This window comes from Sphingobacteriales bacterium, from assembly GCA_016699615.1.
GTDB lineage: Bacteria > Bacteroidota > Bacteroidia > Chitinophagales > JADIYW01 > JADJSS01.
In genome coordinates this window covers 1,163,485-1,182,031 of record CP064984.1, presented here as the reverse complement: position 1 = coordinate 1,182,031, position 18,547 = coordinate 1,163,485, and the positions used below count along the sequence as shown (strand labels likewise).

13 protein-coding genes and 2 pseudogenes are annotated in these 18,547 nt (G+C 30.7%); 8 read left to right on the top strand and 7 right to left on the bottom strand.

From position 1 onward, the window contains the following. The first annotated feature begins 5 nt into the window (after window positions 1-5). Genes IPK18_05500 through IPK18_05490 form a run of 3 tightly spaced genes read left to right on the top strand, consistent with a single transcriptional unit; the run spans window position 6 to window position 2,092 of the window. Window positions 6-713, top strand: a complete 708-nt coding sequence (locus tag IPK18_05500; GenBank protein QQR98965.1) for a formylglycine-generating enzyme family protein — start codon at window positions 6-8, stop codon at window positions 711-713. A 6-nt stretch (window positions 714-719) separates the two neighbouring features. Then, the gene (locus IPK18_05495) at window positions 720-1,337 is read left to right on the top strand and encodes an SCO family protein (GenBank protein ID QQR98964.1); all 618 of its coding nucleotides are present in this window, start codon (window positions 720-722) and stop codon (window positions 1,335-1,337) included. A 44-nt stretch (window positions 1,338-1,381) separates the two neighbouring features. Continuing rightward, entirely contained in the window at window positions 1,382-2,092 is a 711-nt protein-coding gene (locus IPK18_05490) for a carbonic anhydrase (protein ID QQR98963.1), read from the top strand. A gap of 24 nt (window positions 2,093-2,116) precedes the next feature. On the opposite strand, the gene IPK18_05485 is transcribed toward IPK18_05490, so the two are convergent. The 7 genes from IPK18_05485 to nusB all read right to left on the bottom strand — a co-directional run bounded on the left by IPK18_05485 (window position 2,117) and on the right by nusB (window position 10,802). Beyond that, complete coding sequence (locus IPK18_05485; GenBank protein ID QQR98962.1) at window positions 2,117-3,196, bottom strand: acyl-CoA desaturase; 1,080 nt, start codon at window positions 3,194-3,196, stop codon at window positions 2,117-2,119. A gap of 19 nt (window positions 3,197-3,215) precedes the next feature. After that, window positions 3,216-4,235, bottom strand: coding sequence for an iron-sulfur cluster-binding domain-containing protein (locus IPK18_05480; GenBank protein QQR98961.1), 1,020 nt, complete (start codon window positions 4,233-4,235; stop codon window positions 3,216-3,218). A 141-nt stretch (window positions 4,236-4,376) separates the two neighbouring features. Continuing rightward, entirely contained in the window at window positions 4,377-4,970 is a 594-nt protein-coding gene (locus tag IPK18_05475) for a Crp/Fnr family transcriptional regulator (GenBank protein QQR98960.1), read from the bottom strand. 142 nt (window positions 4,971-5,112) lie between these two features. Next, complete coding sequence (locus IPK18_05470) at window positions 5,113-6,402, bottom strand: T9SS type A sorting domain-containing protein (protein ID QQR98959.1); 1,290 nt, start codon at window positions 6,400-6,402, stop codon at window positions 5,113-5,115. 98 nt (window positions 6,403-6,500) lie between these two features. Then, window positions 6,501-7,889 carry an aldehyde dehydrogenase gene (locus tag IPK18_05465; GenBank protein QQR98958.1) on the bottom strand — a complete coding sequence of 463 codons (1,389 nt, stop codon included), beginning with the start codon at window positions 7,887-7,889 and terminating at the stop codon, window positions 6,501-6,503. A gap of 204 nt (window positions 7,890-8,093) precedes the next feature. Beyond that, window positions 8,094-9,749, bottom strand: a complete 1,656-nt coding sequence (locus IPK18_05460) for an AMP-binding protein (protein ID QQR98957.1) — start codon at window positions 9,747-9,749, stop codon at window positions 8,094-8,096. 105 nt (window positions 9,750-9,854) lie between these two features. Further along, window positions 9,855-10,802, bottom strand: a complete 948-nt coding sequence (gene nusB, locus IPK18_05455) for a transcription antitermination factor NusB (GenBank protein QQR98956.1) — start codon at window positions 10,800-10,802, stop codon at window positions 9,855-9,857. A gap of 108 nt (window positions 10,803-10,910) precedes the next feature. On the opposite strand from nusB, the pseudogene IPK18_05450 reads away from it, so the two are divergent. From IPK18_05450 to IPK18_05430, 5 genes and pseudogenes are all read left to right on the top strand, one after another. Then, a pseudogene (locus IPK18_05450) lies at window positions 10,911-12,706 on the top strand (ABC transporter ATP-binding protein). 66 nt (window positions 12,707-12,772) lie between these two features. Then, window positions 12,773-13,177 carry a DUF3276 family protein gene (locus IPK18_05445; GenBank protein QQR98955.1) on the top strand — a complete coding sequence of 135 codons (405 nt, stop codon included), beginning with the start codon at window positions 12,773-12,775 and terminating at the stop codon, window positions 13,175-13,177. 78 nt (window positions 13,178-13,255) lie between these two features. Continuing rightward, window positions 13,256-14,357: pseudogene (ychF, locus tag IPK18_05440) on the top strand (redox-regulated ATPase YchF). 58 nt (window positions 14,358-14,415) lie between these two features. After that, complete coding sequence (gene mqnC, locus IPK18_05435) at window positions 14,416-15,534, top strand: dehypoxanthine futalosine cyclase (protein ID QQR98954.1); 1,119 nt, start codon at window positions 14,416-14,418, stop codon at window positions 15,532-15,534. A gap of 270 nt (window positions 15,535-15,804) precedes the next feature. Continuing rightward, complete coding sequence (locus IPK18_05430; GenBank protein ID QQR98953.1) at window positions 15,805-18,540, top strand: TonB-dependent receptor; 2,736 nt, start codon at window positions 15,805-15,807, stop codon at window positions 18,538-18,540. Window positions 18,541-18,547 lie beyond the last annotated feature (7 nt).

Sequence of the window (18,547 nt, the reverse complement as noted above, 5' to 3'; positions counted from 1 at the left end):
ATAATATGATTTTTATTGAAGGCGGCACGTATGTGCCGCTTTATGATTTAATAGATTCAGGAAAGGTAAAAATAGAATCATTTTATATAGATAAATATCCAGTTACAAATAAAGAATATCAAGTATTTGTTCAGAAATTTCCTGAATGGCAAAAAGGAAATGTTAAAGCCATCTATGCTGATAAAAATTATCTACAACACTGGCAGTATTCAGATAAACTTGGCAATAATACACAAATAGAAAATAGTCCTGTTGTGAACATATCGTGGTTTGCAGCAAAGAAATATTGTGAGTGTCAAGGAAAGAGATTGGCAACAGTAGATGAATGGGAATATGTTGCAATAGCAAGTGAAACTAAGAAAAATGCAGCAAAAGATTTAGCATTTTATCAAAAAATATTAGATTGGTACGGAAGACCAAATCCCAAAGTAATGCCCAATGTTGGCAAAGGATTTAAAAATATATATGGTGTGTATGATATCCATGGTTTGGTTTGGGAATGGAATTTAGATTTTATCTCAGCATTGTCTACCAAAGACAGTAGAAATGGAAACAACTTAGACAAAAATGAGTTTTGTGGAGCTGCCTCAAGTGGTTCTAAAAACCCAAGTAACTATGCTGCATTCATGCGTTATGCTATGCGCTCGAGTTTAAAGGCAAATTATAGTCAACCGAATTTAGGATTTAGATGTGTAAAAAGTATTAAAAAATAAAGTATAATGAAAAAACTATTAATATATATAATGTTAGTCAGCATCATTATTTCTTGTAAAAATAAAAAACAAGAAGATGCATGTTGCAAAAAACCAGAAACATCAACTGATGAGAAAAAATTTAATACAGACATCACTTTGTATGATATTGAAACTATTTGGACGAACCAAGAAAATAACAAAATGTCCTTAAGTGATTTTAAACAAAAAAAAGCTATAGTGCTAGCAATGATATTTACTAACTGTAAGGCTGCGTGCCCAAGAATTACTGCTGATTTGCAACGTATAGAAAAAGAAATTCCAAAAGATGAATTGGACAATGTTGCTTTTGTTTTGGTAACTATGGATCCAGATAGAGACACGCCAGAACAACTAAAAGAATTTGCAGGCATACATCAATTAGACTTAAAACGTTGGACATTGCTTACTGCAACACCATCTGAAGTATTAGAATTTGCTAATGTATTTAATGTTCAACTTACTAAAACAGAAGATGGAAACTTTGATCATTCAAATATTATTCATATTATAAACAGTAATGGAAACATTGTGCATCAGCAAATTGGTCTTGATATTAACCCAACAGAAAGCATTGATATCATCAAATCAATATTGTCTAAATAATGTGCTTTTATCATCATAAATTAAAAATCGCGTTAATTGCATTTTTGATTATCAATTTATGTAACGCATGTGTACATGATAGTATAGATAATAAGCAACATCATTACAAAACATGGATTACAGATTCTAAACAAGCTATTTTAGAACTTAAGAAAGGTAATGATAGATTTCTACATGACAAGAGTATTCATCATCATTATTTAGAAGAAATAGAACAAACAAAAGAAGGACAACATCCACACAGTATTGTTTTATCTTGTATGGATTCTAGAGTGCCACCTGAAATAATTTTTGATCAAGGTATTGGTAATATTTTTACAGTAAGAGTTGCTGGAAATATTGAAGATAGCAATGTGCTTGCAAGCATAGAATATGCTATAAAATATGCACATACACCACTCATCGTTGTAATGGCACACAACCATTGTGGTGCTGTAAAAGGCGCATTGAAGAATATAAATGTAAGCCACTTAACGCAACTTGCAGAACAAATAAAACCATCTATACCAAAAAATAAGAATAGCAACACAAACAATCATGGTATTCCAAGAGAGCATGTAGAATTTGATGAAATTTCTGATGAAACTGCAAAGAAAAATATCCATCAAACTATTATTGATATTCTACATAAAAGCGAATTGATAAAATCATATTATGCTAAAAAAGATATAGATATCATTGGTGCATTCTACAATATAGAAAGCGGAAAAGTAGAGTTCTACACTTCTTACTTAGACCTTAATATTAATCAATAATAGAAATATTTATTATGGATTGATTTATGCAACTGCTACTTTGTTTTTTGATGGAACAGAATGTTTCAATACTTTTTTGATTACTGAAAAATATTGCTCATGCAATGGTGCTGTGTTGTAAGGAATATTGTGCTTTTTACATATTTCTCTTACTTTTTTAGACATTTCAGGATAACGTGTAGATGGAATATCTGGAAATAAATGGTGCTCTACTTGATAGCTAAGATGTCCACTCATAATATGCATTATTTTTCCACCTTCAAAATTACAAGAACCTAAAATTTGACGATAATACCATTGTCCTTTGCTTTCATTTTCGCATTCTTCTTCAGAGAATGTATAAGAACCTTCTGGAAAATGTCCGCAAAATATTACAGTAGATGCCCAAAGGTTACGAATAAGATTTGCTGTTGCATTACCCAATAAGATTGGAATAGTTGAACCAGTAAACAAACCTAATGCTGGAAAAAACATATAATCTTTAAATACTTGTCTAAATCCTTTTTTTGCAAATTGTTTTAAGAATGGAATTTTATCTTTTATAGAAATTTCTTTATCTCTTATTTTATCTGCTTCTAACTCATGAACAGCAACGCCCCATTGAAAAAATATTTGCAACATAGCTAATTTAAAGATATTAAAATAGTCTTCATTTCTAAAAGGCATATCTTCATCTAAACGAATAACGCCATAGCCATAATCTCTATCTTTTCCAAGAATGTTTGTATATGTATGATGTTCATAATTGTGCGTTCTTCTCCAAGAATGACCATCACATGCTGTGTCCCATTCAAAATTACTTGAGTGTATCGTTGGGTCATTCATCCAATCATATTGTCCATGCATTACATTGTGACCAATCTCCATGTTGTCTAATATTTTTGATATGCCTAGCAATCCAGTACCTACCAACCAAAATGGTGGAAAGATTCCAAATTGTAATAATGCTCTTGCAGATACTTCTGTCAATCTTTGAACTAGAATTACTCTTTTAATATATTGCTCATCAGTTTTACCTAATTTTGCTCTAGTTTCTAATCTAAGTGTTTCTAGTTCTTTTTCAAAAGATGCTAGTGTTTCTTTAGATGGCATTGCTGTTTTCATATTATACGTTTTTTTTGTATTATAAATTTATTTTTACATCACCAATTGGAATTGAGATGCATATTTGAATATCTTCAGTATTGTTGTCTGATATTTTTTGTGTAAGTTTATTATAGACTTTCCCGCTAAGTTTTGTACAAGTACATTCTTTGCAAAGTCCCATTCTACATCCGTGTTTTGGTTTTATGCTATTTTTTTCTAGCGTTTCAAGAATTGTACTTTGGTTGTCGCAATTTATTTCAATTCTTTTTTTGTTTAATTCAATCTTGCTGTCTATCTTTTCTGTAGGAACAAAATTAGAAACATCTGTTGCATGAAAATATTCATGATATATTTCTTGATTAGATAATTGATGTTCTTGAATGCAAGCAATCGTATCTTTTATCATTGCTGATGGTCCGCAAATATAAATTGGTCTAATTTCAATATCTAATATTTTATTTTTTAATATTTCAGCATTTAATCTTCCATCTACATCAGATGTTAGGAAATGTACTCTAATGTTTGAAGTGTTTAATCTTTTCAATTCATCTGCAAAAAGATGTTTTCCTTTTTTACAAGAATAAATGATATCAACATCTCTGTTTTCATCAATACATTGATAAAGCATTGCTCTAAATGGTGTGATGCCTGTTCCGCCTGCAATGAATAATAATTTTTCTTGATTTGCTTGTAGAATAAAATCACCTTTCGCTTCTGTTATTCCAATAATATCATCAACTTTTAAACCATCAAGTAATTGTGGTGTTACTTTTCCATTCTTTTGTATTTGAATACTCAATTGTATAGTGCCATCTTGTTTAAATTCTTTTAGACTTGATGATATACTAAATGTTCTTGTATAAAATATAGAACCAATTTTGTACATAATATCTATGAATTGTCCTGAAATAAATCCTTTCCAATTTTTTGATGGTTGTAATGTAATGTTTATCACATCATCTCTTTCTAATTTTATTGCTTTTACAGTAGCATGATATGCAAATACATTTTTTGATAATCTTAGTTTTTCTGTTATTGGAAAAAAGTAAGACTTCATATCTGTATTGAACATCGTGATGTTGAACTGTTCAATTAACTTGTTTATACTTGGCAAAGACATATGCTTAATATTTATAAGACAAAGTTATCTCTAGTATCTATGCATTGGTCTTGACTTTAGGTAAGAAAAGCCACATAACTATTTCTTCATCATTCTAGCTTTTAGTCTGCTAAATGATTCTGGTGTAATACCTAAAAATGATGCTAATTGATTTTGTGGAATTCTATTGAGTACTTTAGAATTTCTATCTAAAAAACTTTGATATCGTTGTTCTGGATTGAGAGTAATAAACTCTTCAACTCTATCAATTAATTCTAAGATTAGACTTTCGAGCACGCTGATAATGCTATTTGCAACTGCTGGATTTTCTTCTCCAAATTTTTTTAATATAGAATAATCTATCACTGAAATAACACTATCTTCTAATGCTTGGTAAGCAATGGTAGATGGTTTGTTTCGCAGTATGCTTTTGTGTGACGCAAAGACGGTAAATTCTTCTCTGAACCAAAATGTATTTTCTGTATCATCTTGGTAATAATAAGCTCTAAACAAACCTGAGATTACAAAGATAATTTTTCCGTTGTATTGTCCAATTTTTATAACTTCTTGTTTTTTCTGTACTTCCTGAAATTCAAAATGAGGTAGTAACTCTAGAATTGTATTATAACTTAGGTTAGGAAAATTTGCTTTTATTCCTTTACTTACTACATCAATCAAATCTTCTTTTTCCATCACTATAAATATAAAGAAATTTTACTCAATAATGAATAAACTTGGGAAAAGAAATAAACATAGACAATTAAAATTTATAAGTATAATATAGCTAATATAAAATAATATTATAATAAGTTCGATACATATTATAATTAATTATCTAGTTTATTATTAATATATTTGAGGTGTAATATTCAATATTATCATTTTTGGCATATGAAAGTTTGATGAAGTATTGCGCTGCTGGCAATTTTTCTTCTAATTTTATAACATCTTGCTGTACTTCTATAGTTTTTTCTAATACTTTTTTTCCTGTCAAGTCAAACATTTCTAAGATTGCATTTTTTGCATCGGTGCGTTTTGGCAATTCCATATAGAATGTACCAACACTTGGATTTGGAAATAACTTTAAATCAGCAATTTTATTTTGTTTTATGCTACTCACAATATTGTTGCAATTTACCAACGGATACAAAAACCTTGCAATGTTTGCTTGTGTTGTATCCAATATTTTCTGATTAATTAATTGCAAGGTGATAATACTACCAAAATCTAAATTCATAAATGGCACATGTCCTCGTCCTTCCCAATCTTCAAAAAAAGTTCTTATTCCAGCATTTAATGCCAATGGATAAATGTCTTTACTTCCACTCAACAATGGCAAATCTGGAATATTAAATGGTTTTGCAGTTCTATACGGTACAATTTCATCAGCAGAACCATGACATAAAAATAAATCAATTCCAACATTTCTAATCCAACTCAAATCTGAAACAGCACCAGAAATACTAATAGCCGCTTTTGGTTTTACCAAATCAAATTTATGTTTTAGTATAGAGTCAGCTTCTATTCCGTTAGATTCTATAATCCATTCTTGAAAATTTGCAGGCAACATAGCCAAGCTATCAAGAAATGTAATGAATAATGCAGAAACGCCACCAGCAGAAACGCCACCAATAAATGCTCTTGATGTGTCAATTCTATATGGATTGCCATTTTGGTAAGTAAGCATAAAATGATCTACTGCATCTTTAGTATCAATCAATGCTCTACCAACTGCTTTTACCATTTTTTCTTGTGATAGTAATGAAAGTGGATTGGGTTCTTGTCTATAATCTAAGGAAACAGTGACATAGCCCATTTTTGCAAAATGATTACACATCAAAACTATATCTGGACTGTTTTGGTCTAATAATTTGAGATACGCACCACCATGAATAAGCAACATGACTGGACGCTGAGCAACAGTATCGCCTTTTGGCTGATACACATCATATCTTAGATTGATTGGTCTACCATCACTTTGTAACTTGGTAGCATAAACAATATTCTTTTTTACATCTACTTGTGTAAAAATTGTTTTTTGATACCTTCCGTTACTACAATCTTCAGCAATGCTATGCATGCATAAGCAAACAGCAATAAATAAACTAAGATAGATTTTTAACATAAATTAACTTGTTTAAAACTAAGTTAATGAAAATGAATAGAATATATCTTAGTTTTTTATTGGATAATTATTAATTATCTTTTGTTAATTATGTAAGACTATTTCATTACTTGTCTTGCTATAGCAAGCTTTGCTTGGTATGGTGGATATCTCAATGGCACATCTGGCCAATTTACTTTGTGTACTATACCTTTGAAGTGTGTGAATGTATCAAAACTAAATTTTCCATGATAGGCACCAATGCCACTATTGCCTACGCCACCAAATGGTAACTCATGATTGATAAAATGAGAAATGGTATCATTAATACAACCACCACCAAAAGAGATAGTGTTTAATAATTTTTGTTGTGTAGCATAATGATTGGAAAATAAATAAAATGCTAATGGTTTTTCAAATTGTTTAATAACTTGAATAGCATCATCTATATCATTCACTTCAATTACAGGAAGAATTGGTCCAAATATTTCATCATTCATTAGTGGATGATCTAGGCTATTAACTTCTATCAAAGTAGGTGCAATATATCTTGTTTCTTTATCTGTTTGTCCACCAACAATAATATTTCCATCTTTAATCATTTTACTTAATCTATCAAAATGTCTATCATTAATGATTCTTGGATAGTCTGAACTTGATATCGGATTACTACCATAAAATGTTTTGACATGGTTTTTGAATGATTGATAAAATTGCTCTTTTACTTTTGATGTAATTAATAAATAATCTGGTGCTACGCAAGTTTGTCCTGCATTGAAAAATTTTCCCCAAGCTACTCTTTTTGCTGCAATATCTATATCTGCTGTATTGTCTACAATACAAGGACTTTTGCCACCTAGTTCTAATGTTGTTGGTGTTAGGTGTTCTGCAGCTGCTCTTGCAATTTTTTTACCAACTTCTACGCCACCTGTAAAAAAGATATAGTCATATCTACATTCAAGCATCTCATCGTTTTGGCTATCTTCTGGAAGTGTTGCTATATATTCTTCATCAAAAACAGAAAGTATTTGTTGTGTAATGTAGTAAGTATGAATGGCTGCACGTGGTGGCTTTACAATAACAGTGTTTCCTGCTGCAATTGCACCAATTATTGGTGCAACAGTTAATTGTAGTGGATAGTTCCATGCACCGATAACTAAACAAACGCCATAAGGTTCTGGATAGATATAATTTTTAGATGGAAAATTAGCAATAGTATCTTTTACAATTTGCGGTGTTGCCCATTTTTTAATGTTTTTGAGCATTACATTAATTTCTTCGTACAGTACACTTATTTCTGATGTATAGGTTTCAAATTTTGATTTATTAAAATCTTGATATAATGCATCGTATATTTTTTCTTCATTATTCTGAATAGATTTCTTCAGCTTTTTTAAAGCATCAATTCTAAAATCTATTGATTTTGTAGTTTCTGATTCAAAAAATTGTCTTTGTTTCTCAATTATACTTTGTATTGCGTTTGTTTTTGTAGTGCTTTTTGTTGCCATTTCTTAAATGTTTTGTAGATTCATAAACGTAGATATTATAATTATAAATTTTATATACTACTTATGTTTAATTACACAGTTAAAAAATTACAATTATATTATATGCTAAGGAAAGAATTTTTTTTAATATCTATGCTTATCTAAAGTTTATTTTATCCAGCTAAATACAGAAAATCATCTTAAGATAATTTCATAAATCTATAATTATTCCCAAACGATATTGCCACCTTCGTTGTACCATTTTGCATAAAAATCTTTCTTCTGTTTCTCTAAGATATTACGTTTTACTTTTAATGTTGGTGTCATTAAATTATTTTCTATCGTCCATTCTTCTTGCATGATAACAGCTTTCTTCATCTTCTCATGTTTGTCTAATGATTTATTTACATCTTTAATGGCTTCTACTAATTTCTCTTCTATTTCAGCTTTATCTAATGCTTTTGCATCAGCAGATAGTACAATTAATGCTATTGTTTGTGGTAGATTTGCACCAACAACACATACTTGCTCTATTAATGTGCATTTAGATAATTCATTTTCTATCGGAGCTGGCGCAACATATTTTCCTTTATCAGTCTTAAATAAATCTTTCACTCTTCCTGTAATTCTTAAGAAACCTTGATCGTCAATTTCTCCTTGGTCGCCTGTACATAGCCAACCATCGCTAGTTATTGCTTCTTTTGTTTTTTCATCTTCTTTATAATAGCCTATCATTACAGCATCACTACGCACTTGTATTTCTCCTTCTTCAGATAGTCTTACATCATTGTTTGGTAAAGAACAACCAACGCTACCAATTTTTCTTTTTCCAGGCAAACTTAGGTGTGAGTAAGCACAATTCTCAGTCATAGCATAAGCTTCGTAGATGATGAATCCAATATCTTCAAACCACTGCATGGTTGCTGCAGGTAATGGTGCTGCACCAGTAAGTAAAAATTTAGTTTTGTCTAATCCTAGTCCTTCTTTTATTTTATTTTTTACAACACCACCAACAATTGGGATTTTGGTAAGAATGTCTAATTTGCGTTGATCCATTTTTCCTAAAATACCCATTTGGAATTTTGTCCAAATTCTAGGTACTGCTAAAAAAACAGTGGGTTTTGTATCTTTAAGGTTTGCTGCAAAAGTATCTAAGCTTTCTGCAAAAGACATAGAACCACCTGTGTAAATGCTGCCCATTTCTACCAACATTCTTTCTGCAATATGTGATAATGGTAGATAAGAAAAAAATCTGTCTGAGCTACCTAATTCTGCTAAAATATTAATAGCACTATATGCTGCAAATGCAAATGCATGATGGTTATGCAGAACACCTTTTGGCAATCCTGTTGTTCCTGATGTGTATATGATGGTAATCAAATCATCTGGTTTTGGAATCGGATTGTTTCTAATAGGTTCTGTGTTTTTTGTAATGTCATCCCAATTGGTGTAGTTTTCGCCTTGTTCTGTCCACAATGGATAAGTGATTACTTTGACATCATTGGGTACACCATGACGTTGTTTGCTCCAATCATCTAATTTGCCAACAAAGCAAACTTTTGCTTCGCTATGCTCTAAGCAATAATTGATTAAATCGCCAGGAATTGTTGGATACAATGGCACTGAAACATGTCCAGACATCATGATAGCTAAATCGCTCATGACCCAGTGCGCACAATTTTTTGAGATGATAGCAATTTTGCTTTGTGGTGGTAAGTCTAAAGAAATTAGGTAGTTTGCCATTCTACGAATTTCATCTCCAGCTTTTTTCCAAGTTGTGTGTAGCCATTGTCCGTTATAGGCTTGTCTGAAAAAAGTCTTGTCTGCAAGTTCATTTTCCCACTGATAGAATTTTTCAATAGGCAAAGTATATTGACTCATATTTTTTTACTATTTATTAATAATCTCTTAAAAATAAAAAAAAATATTAACTAGGCAATATCTTAGTACCGATTTTTGTAAAAAACATTGAAAAAGAAGAAGTTATTAAACCAATCCTCTGCCAAGTTTTTTTATCTTGCCATTACCGAGTAGTTCTTGCATTGTTTTATCTAATATACCATTGATAAAATCTTTGCTTTTTGGTGTTGAATATTCTTTAGCGATATCTAAGTATTCGTTGATAGTTACTTTGGTTGGTATACTTGGAAATTCTAAAAACTCAGTGATAGACATTCTTAGAATAATGACATCTATTGTTGCTAATCTGTCTTTGTCCCAATTTTTCAATTTAGGTTCAATAATTTGTAGACATTCGTCTTTGCTTTCTATTGTTTTTACAAATAAATCTCGCCCAAATAAACTAAGTTCTTCTATTTTAGATTTTATCTTTTGTTTTTCTAAGTGAAAAGCTAGTTCATTTTTGCTTTTCTTTATGGCATCTTGAACAGCATCTACAACTAATGTTGCATCATCATTCCAATTGATAAAATGTTCTTCAATGGCAGCTAAAAAATCTTCATTTTCTAATAAGAATTTTTCAAATAAGAAAGAAATTATTTTTTTATCTTCTTCATTGTTAAACTCTAAGTTATTATTAATATAATTGTTGTATTCTGGTGTTTCAATGAAAATTTTATACAAATCTCTAATTTCTTCTTCATTAATAAATTGTTGGATATTCAATTGTTTAATTTCTTTCAGAAACTCTTCATCATGGTTAAGATATTGTATAAAAGTGTTGCTAAGAAATTTGGTGTTAAAGTTCTTATCTGTTGTAGATTTAATAAATTTTTTAGCTTTTATTTGCGCATCTTTTTCTACAAAGTTGGCAATTTCTCGGATAACTAACAAAATATAAAGATACTGTGATTTTACACCATGAATGCTTTGCTCTAAGTAGTTTTCGTATGTTTTCTTCTGAGCATTTGAGGCACATTCAAAAGCATAAATAGTTTGCATGGTTTTTATTCTAACGCTTCTTCTGTTTATCATTTTGTATAAGAACTTATTGGATGCAAATGTACAGCAACAAACATTAATCTAATAATAAATATTTGGATATAATACTTCTATAACATCAAGTTGTAGTATTTTTATTTTGTGAAGGAACTAAAATCAGTGCATTTTTATTTTATCAAGTATAAGTGGTTGTTTATATCAGGCGTTTTTTTTGTTATTAGTTCCAATTATTTTGGCTTATTGCCACCAATATTAATAAGAAATTGTATTGATATACTCAAAGAAAATTTGTTGCTATATCAAGATCTCGAAAATAGTCAATTGCAAGTTGAGTATAAATATTTTTTATTCAAAAAGTATATATTGTTCTTCGCATTAATGATTATTCTCACATCAATTATTAAAGGAATATTGATGTTTTTTATGCGACAAACATTGATTGTTATGTCAAGAAAAATAGAATACGACCAAAAAAATCAGATATACAAAAAATACCAACAGCTAAACACCACATTCTACAAAAGGAATAATACAGGTGATTTAATGAGTAGAATTTCAGAAGACGTTTCAAGAGTTAGAATGTATTTTGGTCCAGCAATAATGTACTCAATCAACTTAGTGGCATTGTTTACAATGGTTATTTACACAATGTTTTCTATCAATGCCTATTTATCAATTTATGTACTGTTGCCATTGCCTATACTAAGCATATTAATATATAAAGTAAGTTCTATCATCAATCAGAAAAGCGAACAGATTTCAATAGCATTATCTCAGATTACTACATCAGCACAAGAAACATTTTCAGGTATCAGAGTAATTCAATCATTTGCAATAAGCAAACAAGTACAAACAGAATTTGCAGATATTAGCGAAGTCTACAAACAAAAAAATATAGACATTGCAAAAACAGAATCTTTTTTTGTACCATTAATGTTATTTTTAATAGGCATTAGTACGCTGATGGTAATTTTTATTGGAGGACAAGAAGTAAAGAATGGAAGCTTTACAGCAGGCAACATAGCAGAATTTATATACTATGTAAATATGCTTACATGGCCAGTAGCATCTTTAGGTTGGGCAGTTTCTTTGGTGCAGCGTGCAGCAGCATCACAAAAAAGAATCAATCAATTTTTAGAAAATGATGAAACAATTAAATATCCAGCAAAAGATGCACAGCAGAACGTCACAATAGAACAAATAAAATTTGAGAACGTGTCATTCACCTATCAAGACACAAATATACAAGCACTAAAAAACATTAACCTTACAATTGAAAAAGACGAAAAAGTTGCAATTGTTGGCAAAACAGGAAGCGGAAAATCAACTTTAATAGAATTATTATTTAGAACTTATGATACAACATCAGGAAATATTTTAATTAATAAAAAAGATATAAAAAACATACATCTACCAACTTATAGAGATAAAATAACCTACGCACCACAAGATAATTTTCTATTCTCTGATACAATAGAAAATAATATAAAATTCTCCAACCAAGCGACAAGCCAAGATGATGTAAAATTTTTGCAAAGATGGCTTGCGTAGCAGATGATATACAAAAATTTCCAAAACAATATGAAACCATAATAGGCGAACGTGGTGTAATGCTTTCTGGTGGACAAAAGCAGCGCATTTCAATAGCTCGTTGCCTTATCAAAAATCCAGAAATTATTATCTTAGATGATTGTTTGTCTGCTGTTGATGCAAATACCGAAAAACAAATTATAGAAAATCTTGATGCAACCGTACAGAACAAAACTACCATCTTTATTACACATAGGATATTTGCGATTATGAATTTTGATAAAATAATAGTACTGGAAGATGGCGAAATAATGGAGCAAGGAACACACCAAGAACTATTGCAAAAAAGAGGCATATATTTTGATATGTATCAGATACAACTTTATGAAAAGGAGAATAATAATTAAAAAATCAAAAAATATTTTTTGAAAATAGTTTTATTTAGTATTATTGAACTTTAAAAATAGAAAAAAGTGGAGAACGAAAAAAATTTTGACCAAAACAGCGTGTACTCAAAGAGAGTAAAAGCAGGTAAGAGAAGAACGTATTTTTTTGATGTACGTACTACAAAAAGTAATGACTACTTCATTACAATCACAGAAAGTAAAAAAAGATTTAATGCAGATGGATATGACCGTCACAAAATTTTTATTTACAAAGAAGACTTCAAAAAGTTTATAGAATCTATGCAAGAAACTATTGACCACGTAAAAACAGAACTACTACCAGATTTCGATTTTGATGCAGTTCCAGATTACGAATCACATGAGCAGTCAGAAGCAACATCAACATCTAGCGAAGAAGAAGTACCTACACAAACACAAACATCAAGCATTACAAATCCTGCAAATGATGAAGAAGTAGATAAATGGGATTAATTATCACAACAACAACATAACCAAAAGGCTCAAGATAATTTGAGCCTTTTTTTGTACCTTCGCACAAAATTTTTTAAAATGGGATTACAATGTGGCATTGTAGGTTTGCCAAACGTAGGAAAATCTACACTATTCAATGCAGTAAGCAACAATGCAAAAGCACAAGCAAGCAACTATAGATTTTGTACCATAGAGCCAAATGTTGGCTTAGTAGATGTGCCAGATGATAGATTAAATAAAATAGCAGCTTTAGTCAATCCAAATAAAATAGTACCAACCACCATAGAGTTTGTAGATATTGCAGGATTGGTAAAAGGTGCCAGCAAAGGCGAAGGCTTAGGCAATAAGTTTTTAGCAAACATCAGAGAAGTAGATGCAATAATAAATACGAATCAGATGTTTTGATGATGATAATATTTTGCGTGAAGAAGGCAACATCAACCCAGTAGGCGACAAAGAAATTATAGACACAGAACTACAATACAAAGATTTAGAAAGCGTAGAAAAGAAAATACAAAAAATAGAAAAACAAGCAAGAGTAGGCAATGATGCAAAAGCAAAACAAGAATATGAAATTCTAAAGCAATGCCAACAACATCTAATGCAAGGCAAAAGCATTAGAACACTAAATTTATCTAAAGAAGATAAAATAGCAACAGCAGATTTATGCTTACTTACAGAAAAACCAGTTTTATACGTAGCCAACGTAGATGAAGCATCTATACTTACAGGAAACAAATATTCTGAAGCATTGATAGAAATGGCAAAAACAGAAAACGCACAAGTAATTGTACTTAACAACTCTGTGGAGGCACAACTTTCTGACATGAGCGAAGATGATAGAGAACTTTTCCAATCAGAATATGGATTAACAGAACCAGGCTTAAACAAACTTATCAGAACAGCATATTCATTATTAAATTTAATTACATATTTTACAGCTGGCGTACAAGAAGTAAGAGCTTGGACTATACACAATGGTTGGAAAGCACCACAAGCAGCAAGTGTAATTCACACAGATTTTGAAAAAGGATTTATAAAAGCAGAAGTAACAGCCTACCAAGATTTTATACAATATGGCAGTGATGCAGCTTGCAGAGAACACGGAAAACTAAGAATAGAAGGCAAAGAATACATTGTAAAAGATGGCGATTTGATGCACTTTAGATTTAATGTGTAAAACACAAACTATTTTTGATGATCTTTGTTATCAATTAATAGATAAAATATCTTTTTAGATGCAATTAAAACAACTATATCAAAAAGCACTTAATTTCGAATGGTTAACTATTGAAGAAGCTATCTTTCTTTTTGAAAACGCACCTACATCAGAGTTGATGCAAATAGCACACCAACTTAGACTAATACAAAAGCCAGATAATATTGTAACATGGCAAATTGATAGAAATGTGAACACAACAAATGCTTGCGTAGCCAATTGTAAATTTTGTAACTTTTATAGAAAACCAGGTCACGAAGAAGTTTATGTTACAGACATTGAGACATACAAACAAAAAATAGACGAAACAATAGCACTTGGTGGAGATCAACTACTTTTACAAGGCGGACATCATCCAGAGCTTGGCTTGCAATTTTATGTAGATACTTTTTCTCAAATAAAAGAATTATATCCAACCATAAAACTACACGCACTTGGACCACCAGAAATAGCACACATTTGTAAACTAGAAAACAAATCACATACAGAAGTACTAACAAAGCTAAAAGAAGCAGGATTAGACTCACTTCCTGGTGCAGGCGCAGAAATACTCAACGATAGAGTACGTAGATATTTAGCAAAAGGAAAATGCACTGGTGAAGAATGGCTTAATGTAATGCGTGCAGCACACCAACTAAACATTACAACATCAGCAACCATGATGTTTGGTCATATAGAAACAATATATGAACGTATGGAACACCTAAGTTGGATAAGACAAGTGCAAAGCGAAAAACCAGAACATGCAAAAGGCTTCTTGGCATTCATTGCTTGGCCATACCAAGATGAAGGCACATTGCTCAAAAAAATGCGCAACATTAGAAATCATGTAACACCAGATGAATATATACGCATGGTAGCAATAAGTAGAATGATGTTGCCAAATATCAAGAATATTCAAGCATCTTGGCTTACTGTGGGCAAACAAACAGCACAAGTTTGCTTATATGCAGGTGCAAATGATTTTGGCTCAATTATGATTGAAGAAAACGTAGTTTCAGCAGCAGGCGCACCACATCGTTTCACTTCAACAAGTATACAAAGAGCAATAAAGGATGCAGGATTTGAACCCAAATTGCGCAACCAACAATATGAGTTTAGAGAATTTCCTACACAAATATTAGAACAAATTGTGTAGTATTTTATTATCAAACTTCTTGTACCAAAAACATAGCACACATACATCTTGAGTGATTGTAGGTATAATATATAAATCTTACAAAACACAATGTGTACACAATAACAACACAAAACGACAATTAAGTACACAAAAATCAAGCAAAAAACCACCAAACATTCAATTCAATTTTATTCTTTAGCAATGTGTATGATGTTACTTTGCAGCATCAAACACAGACACATGAACACAACTAAAAAATTATTAACATGCTTATTTTTTATAAGCACAATGTTTTTGGCAAATGCCCAGAAAGGCAAAATCTCAGGGAAGATTATTGACGGAATTACACAAGAAACACTCATAGGTGTAAATATTTCTATAGACCAATCATCTGATGGAACAATCACAGATTTCGATGGCAATTATGAATTAGAATTAAATGAAGGCATATATACTCTAATAATTACTTACTTAGGTTATGAAACTAAGAAGGTAGGCAACATACAAGTTAAAGCTGACCAAACTACACCTTTGAATGTAGCAATGAGTGTTGGTAAAAATGAGTTGGCAGAAGTAACAATTGTTGATTTTAAGAAAACCAATACAGAAGCTACTGTATTATTAGAATTAAAGAATGCAGATCAAGTTTCAAGTGGCATATCTGCACAGCAAATACAAAAATCTAATGATAGAGATGCTTCACAAGTTGTAAAAAGAATACCTGGAGTAACAATACAAGGCAGTTTTATAAACATCAGAGGCTTAAATCCAAGATATAATACGGTACAGTTGCACAATGCTATGGCACCATCTGTTGAGTCTGATGTTAAATCATTCGCTTTCGATATTATTCCATCTGCTCAGTTAGATAGAATAATAGTACAAAAAAGTCCTTCAGCAAACATACCTGGCGAGTTTGCAGGTGGTATGGTAAAAGTATTTACAAAAAGTTTTCCAGATAATAATTTCGTAGATGTATCATACTCAACAACAGTAAGAGTTGGTACCACATTCAAGCCATTTTACAATCAAAAAAATAGTGGTTTATTTTATCTAGGATATGATAATAAAAATAATTTAGCATCAAACTATCCTACTGATGTAAGAAATGTATCATTAAGTTCATTACGTACAGTGGCAGAAAGTATGAATAATGACTGGAATGCTTATAAAATGGCATCTATACCAGACCAAAGAATTGGTATCAGCTTTGGTAGACGCATGCAGAGCGATAAATATTTAATTGGAATGATTACTTCTATTAATTATAGCATCTCAAAACAAAGTAATGAAATCTTTAGGGCAGATTATGATATGTATAATTTTGATGGTAACAAATCGCAACCTAAATACAATTATATAGACAAGCAATATAACAACACTGTAAGATTAGGTGTATTACACAATTGGGCATTTAAAATAAAGAACAATACTATTGAGATAAAAAATTTATATAATATGAATGCATTATCTCAATATAATAATAGAACAGGAGAAAACTTTTCATCAGGTAACACAATCAACAATTTTGCATTATATAACTCATACAAAGGCATCTATGCTACCCAATTAATGGGAAAACATCAGATAAAATCAGAAAAGAATAGTATAGATTGGGTTTTAGGTTACAGTAGAGCATATAGAAAAGAACCAGATTTTAGAAGATACACATCAACATTAAATACAGGTACAAATATCTTCGAAATCAATGTATTGCCCAATTCAACAAATCCAAATCAAATGGGTAGATTTTTCTCAAATATGAAAGAAAATATCATTACTGCAGGCATCAACTCCAACCATAAATTTTATAAAACTATGGATAAAGGCATTATACCATCAATCAGCACAGGAGTATATGCCGAATATAAAAATAGAGATTTTAGTGCCAGAAACATCGGATTTAGAAAAGCAGATTTTACATTGTTTAATAGTGAATACACAAGTCAAGGAATAGATTATTTGTTACAACATATCAATACAACAGATGGAATTTTATTAAGTGAACAAACGCGAGCATTCGATTCTTATAAAGCAAACAATCTCATTGCTGCTGCATATGTAAATACAGAATTAGCTATAAAAAATAAATTTAAAATTGTAGCAGGTGCAAGGTTTGAGCATTCTAACCAAAGCCTACAATCAGGCTCAGCATCAGAAAACGTGAATGTAAATCTTGTAAAAAATATCATACTACCATCAATCAACTTAAGTTACAACATAACATCAAAAATGTTAGTAAGATTAGCCTATGGTATGAGCGTGAACAGACCAGAATTTAGAGAGATAGCACCTTTTGCATTTGATGATTTTTATACAGGATACACCATACAAGGAAACCCAAATTTAGTAAATGCAACAGTACAAAATATAGATGCAAAATGGGAATTCTATCCAAGCAATGCAGAAGTAATCAATGTGTCAGTATTTTATAAAAAGTTTAGCAATCCAATTGAAACAAAAGCAGTAGTAGGCACAAGTGGTAGTACATTCTCGTTTGCCAATGCAAAAAGCTCAGATGTAATTGGAGTAGAACTTGAAATTAAAAAATCATTTACAAACGCAAAAAAATATTTATTCCAACATTTAGGCGTAATGACAAACGCATCTTATATATATAGCAAAGTAGATTTAGGTGCAGAATCTGTAGGACAAAGCAACAATAGACCATTACAAGGACAATCACCATTTTCTATCAATTCAGGATTGTATTTTGAAGATAAAGAATTAGGCTTACAAGCAAGTTTGCTTTACAATATTATTGGTAAACGAATAGCATTTGTAGGTACAGACGACAATCCAGACACATATGAAATGCCACGTAGTTTATTAGATTTCAATATCAGATATAGATTTAAAAATAATATAGAATTAAGCTTTGCAGCAAATGATTTAATCAATGCACCAATCTTATTAATACAAGATGGCAATGGAGATGGAAAACTAAAACGCAACGAAGATCAAATATTCCAAAAATATAGAACAGGACAGACATTTACTTTTGGAATAAAATATAACTTCTAATCATCAA

What these genes read in the sequence shown, in the direction of transcription:
- IPK18_05500 (QQR98965.1), top strand. Translation starts at nt 6, where the DNA reads ATGATTTTTATTGAAGGCGGCACGTATGTGCCGCTTTATGATTTAATA.
- IPK18_05495 (QQR98964.1), top strand. Translation starts at nt 720, where the DNA reads ATGAAAAAACTATTAATATATATAATGTTAGTCAGCATCATTATTTCT.
- IPK18_05485 (QQR98962.1), bottom strand. Translation starts at nt 3,196, where the DNA reads ATGAAAACAGCAATGCCATCTAAAGAAACACTAGCATCTTTTGAAAAA.
- IPK18_05480 (QQR98961.1), bottom strand. Translation starts at nt 4,235, where the DNA reads ATGAAGTCTTACTTTTTTCCAATAACAGAAAAACTAAGATTATCAAAA.
- IPK18_05475 (QQR98960.1), bottom strand. Translation starts at nt 4,970, where the DNA reads ATGGAAAAAGAAGATTTGATTGATGTAGTAAGTAAAGGAATAAAAGCA.
- IPK18_05470 (QQR98959.1), bottom strand. Translation starts at nt 6,402, where the DNA reads ATGTTAAAAATCTATCTTAGTTTATTTATTGCTGTTTGCTTATGCATG.
- IPK18_05465 (QQR98958.1), bottom strand. Translation starts at nt 7,889, where the DNA reads ATGGCAACAAAAAGCACTACAAAAACAAACGCAATACAAAGTATAATT.
- IPK18_05460 (QQR98957.1), bottom strand. Translation starts at nt 9,749, where the DNA reads ATGAGTCAATATACTTTGCCTATTGAAAAATTCTATCAGTGGGAAAAT.
- nusB (QQR98956.1), bottom strand. Translation starts at nt 10,802, where the DNA reads ATGATAAACAGAAGAAGCGTTAGAATAAAAACCATGCAAACTATTTAT.
- mqnC (QQR98954.1), top strand. Translation starts at nt 14,416, where the DNA reads ATGCAATTAAAACAACTATATCAAAAAGCACTTAATTTCGAATGGTTA.
- IPK18_05430 (QQR98953.1), top strand. Translation starts at nt 15,805, where the DNA reads ATGTTTTTGGCAAATGCCCAGAAAGGCAAAATCTCAGGGAAGATTATT.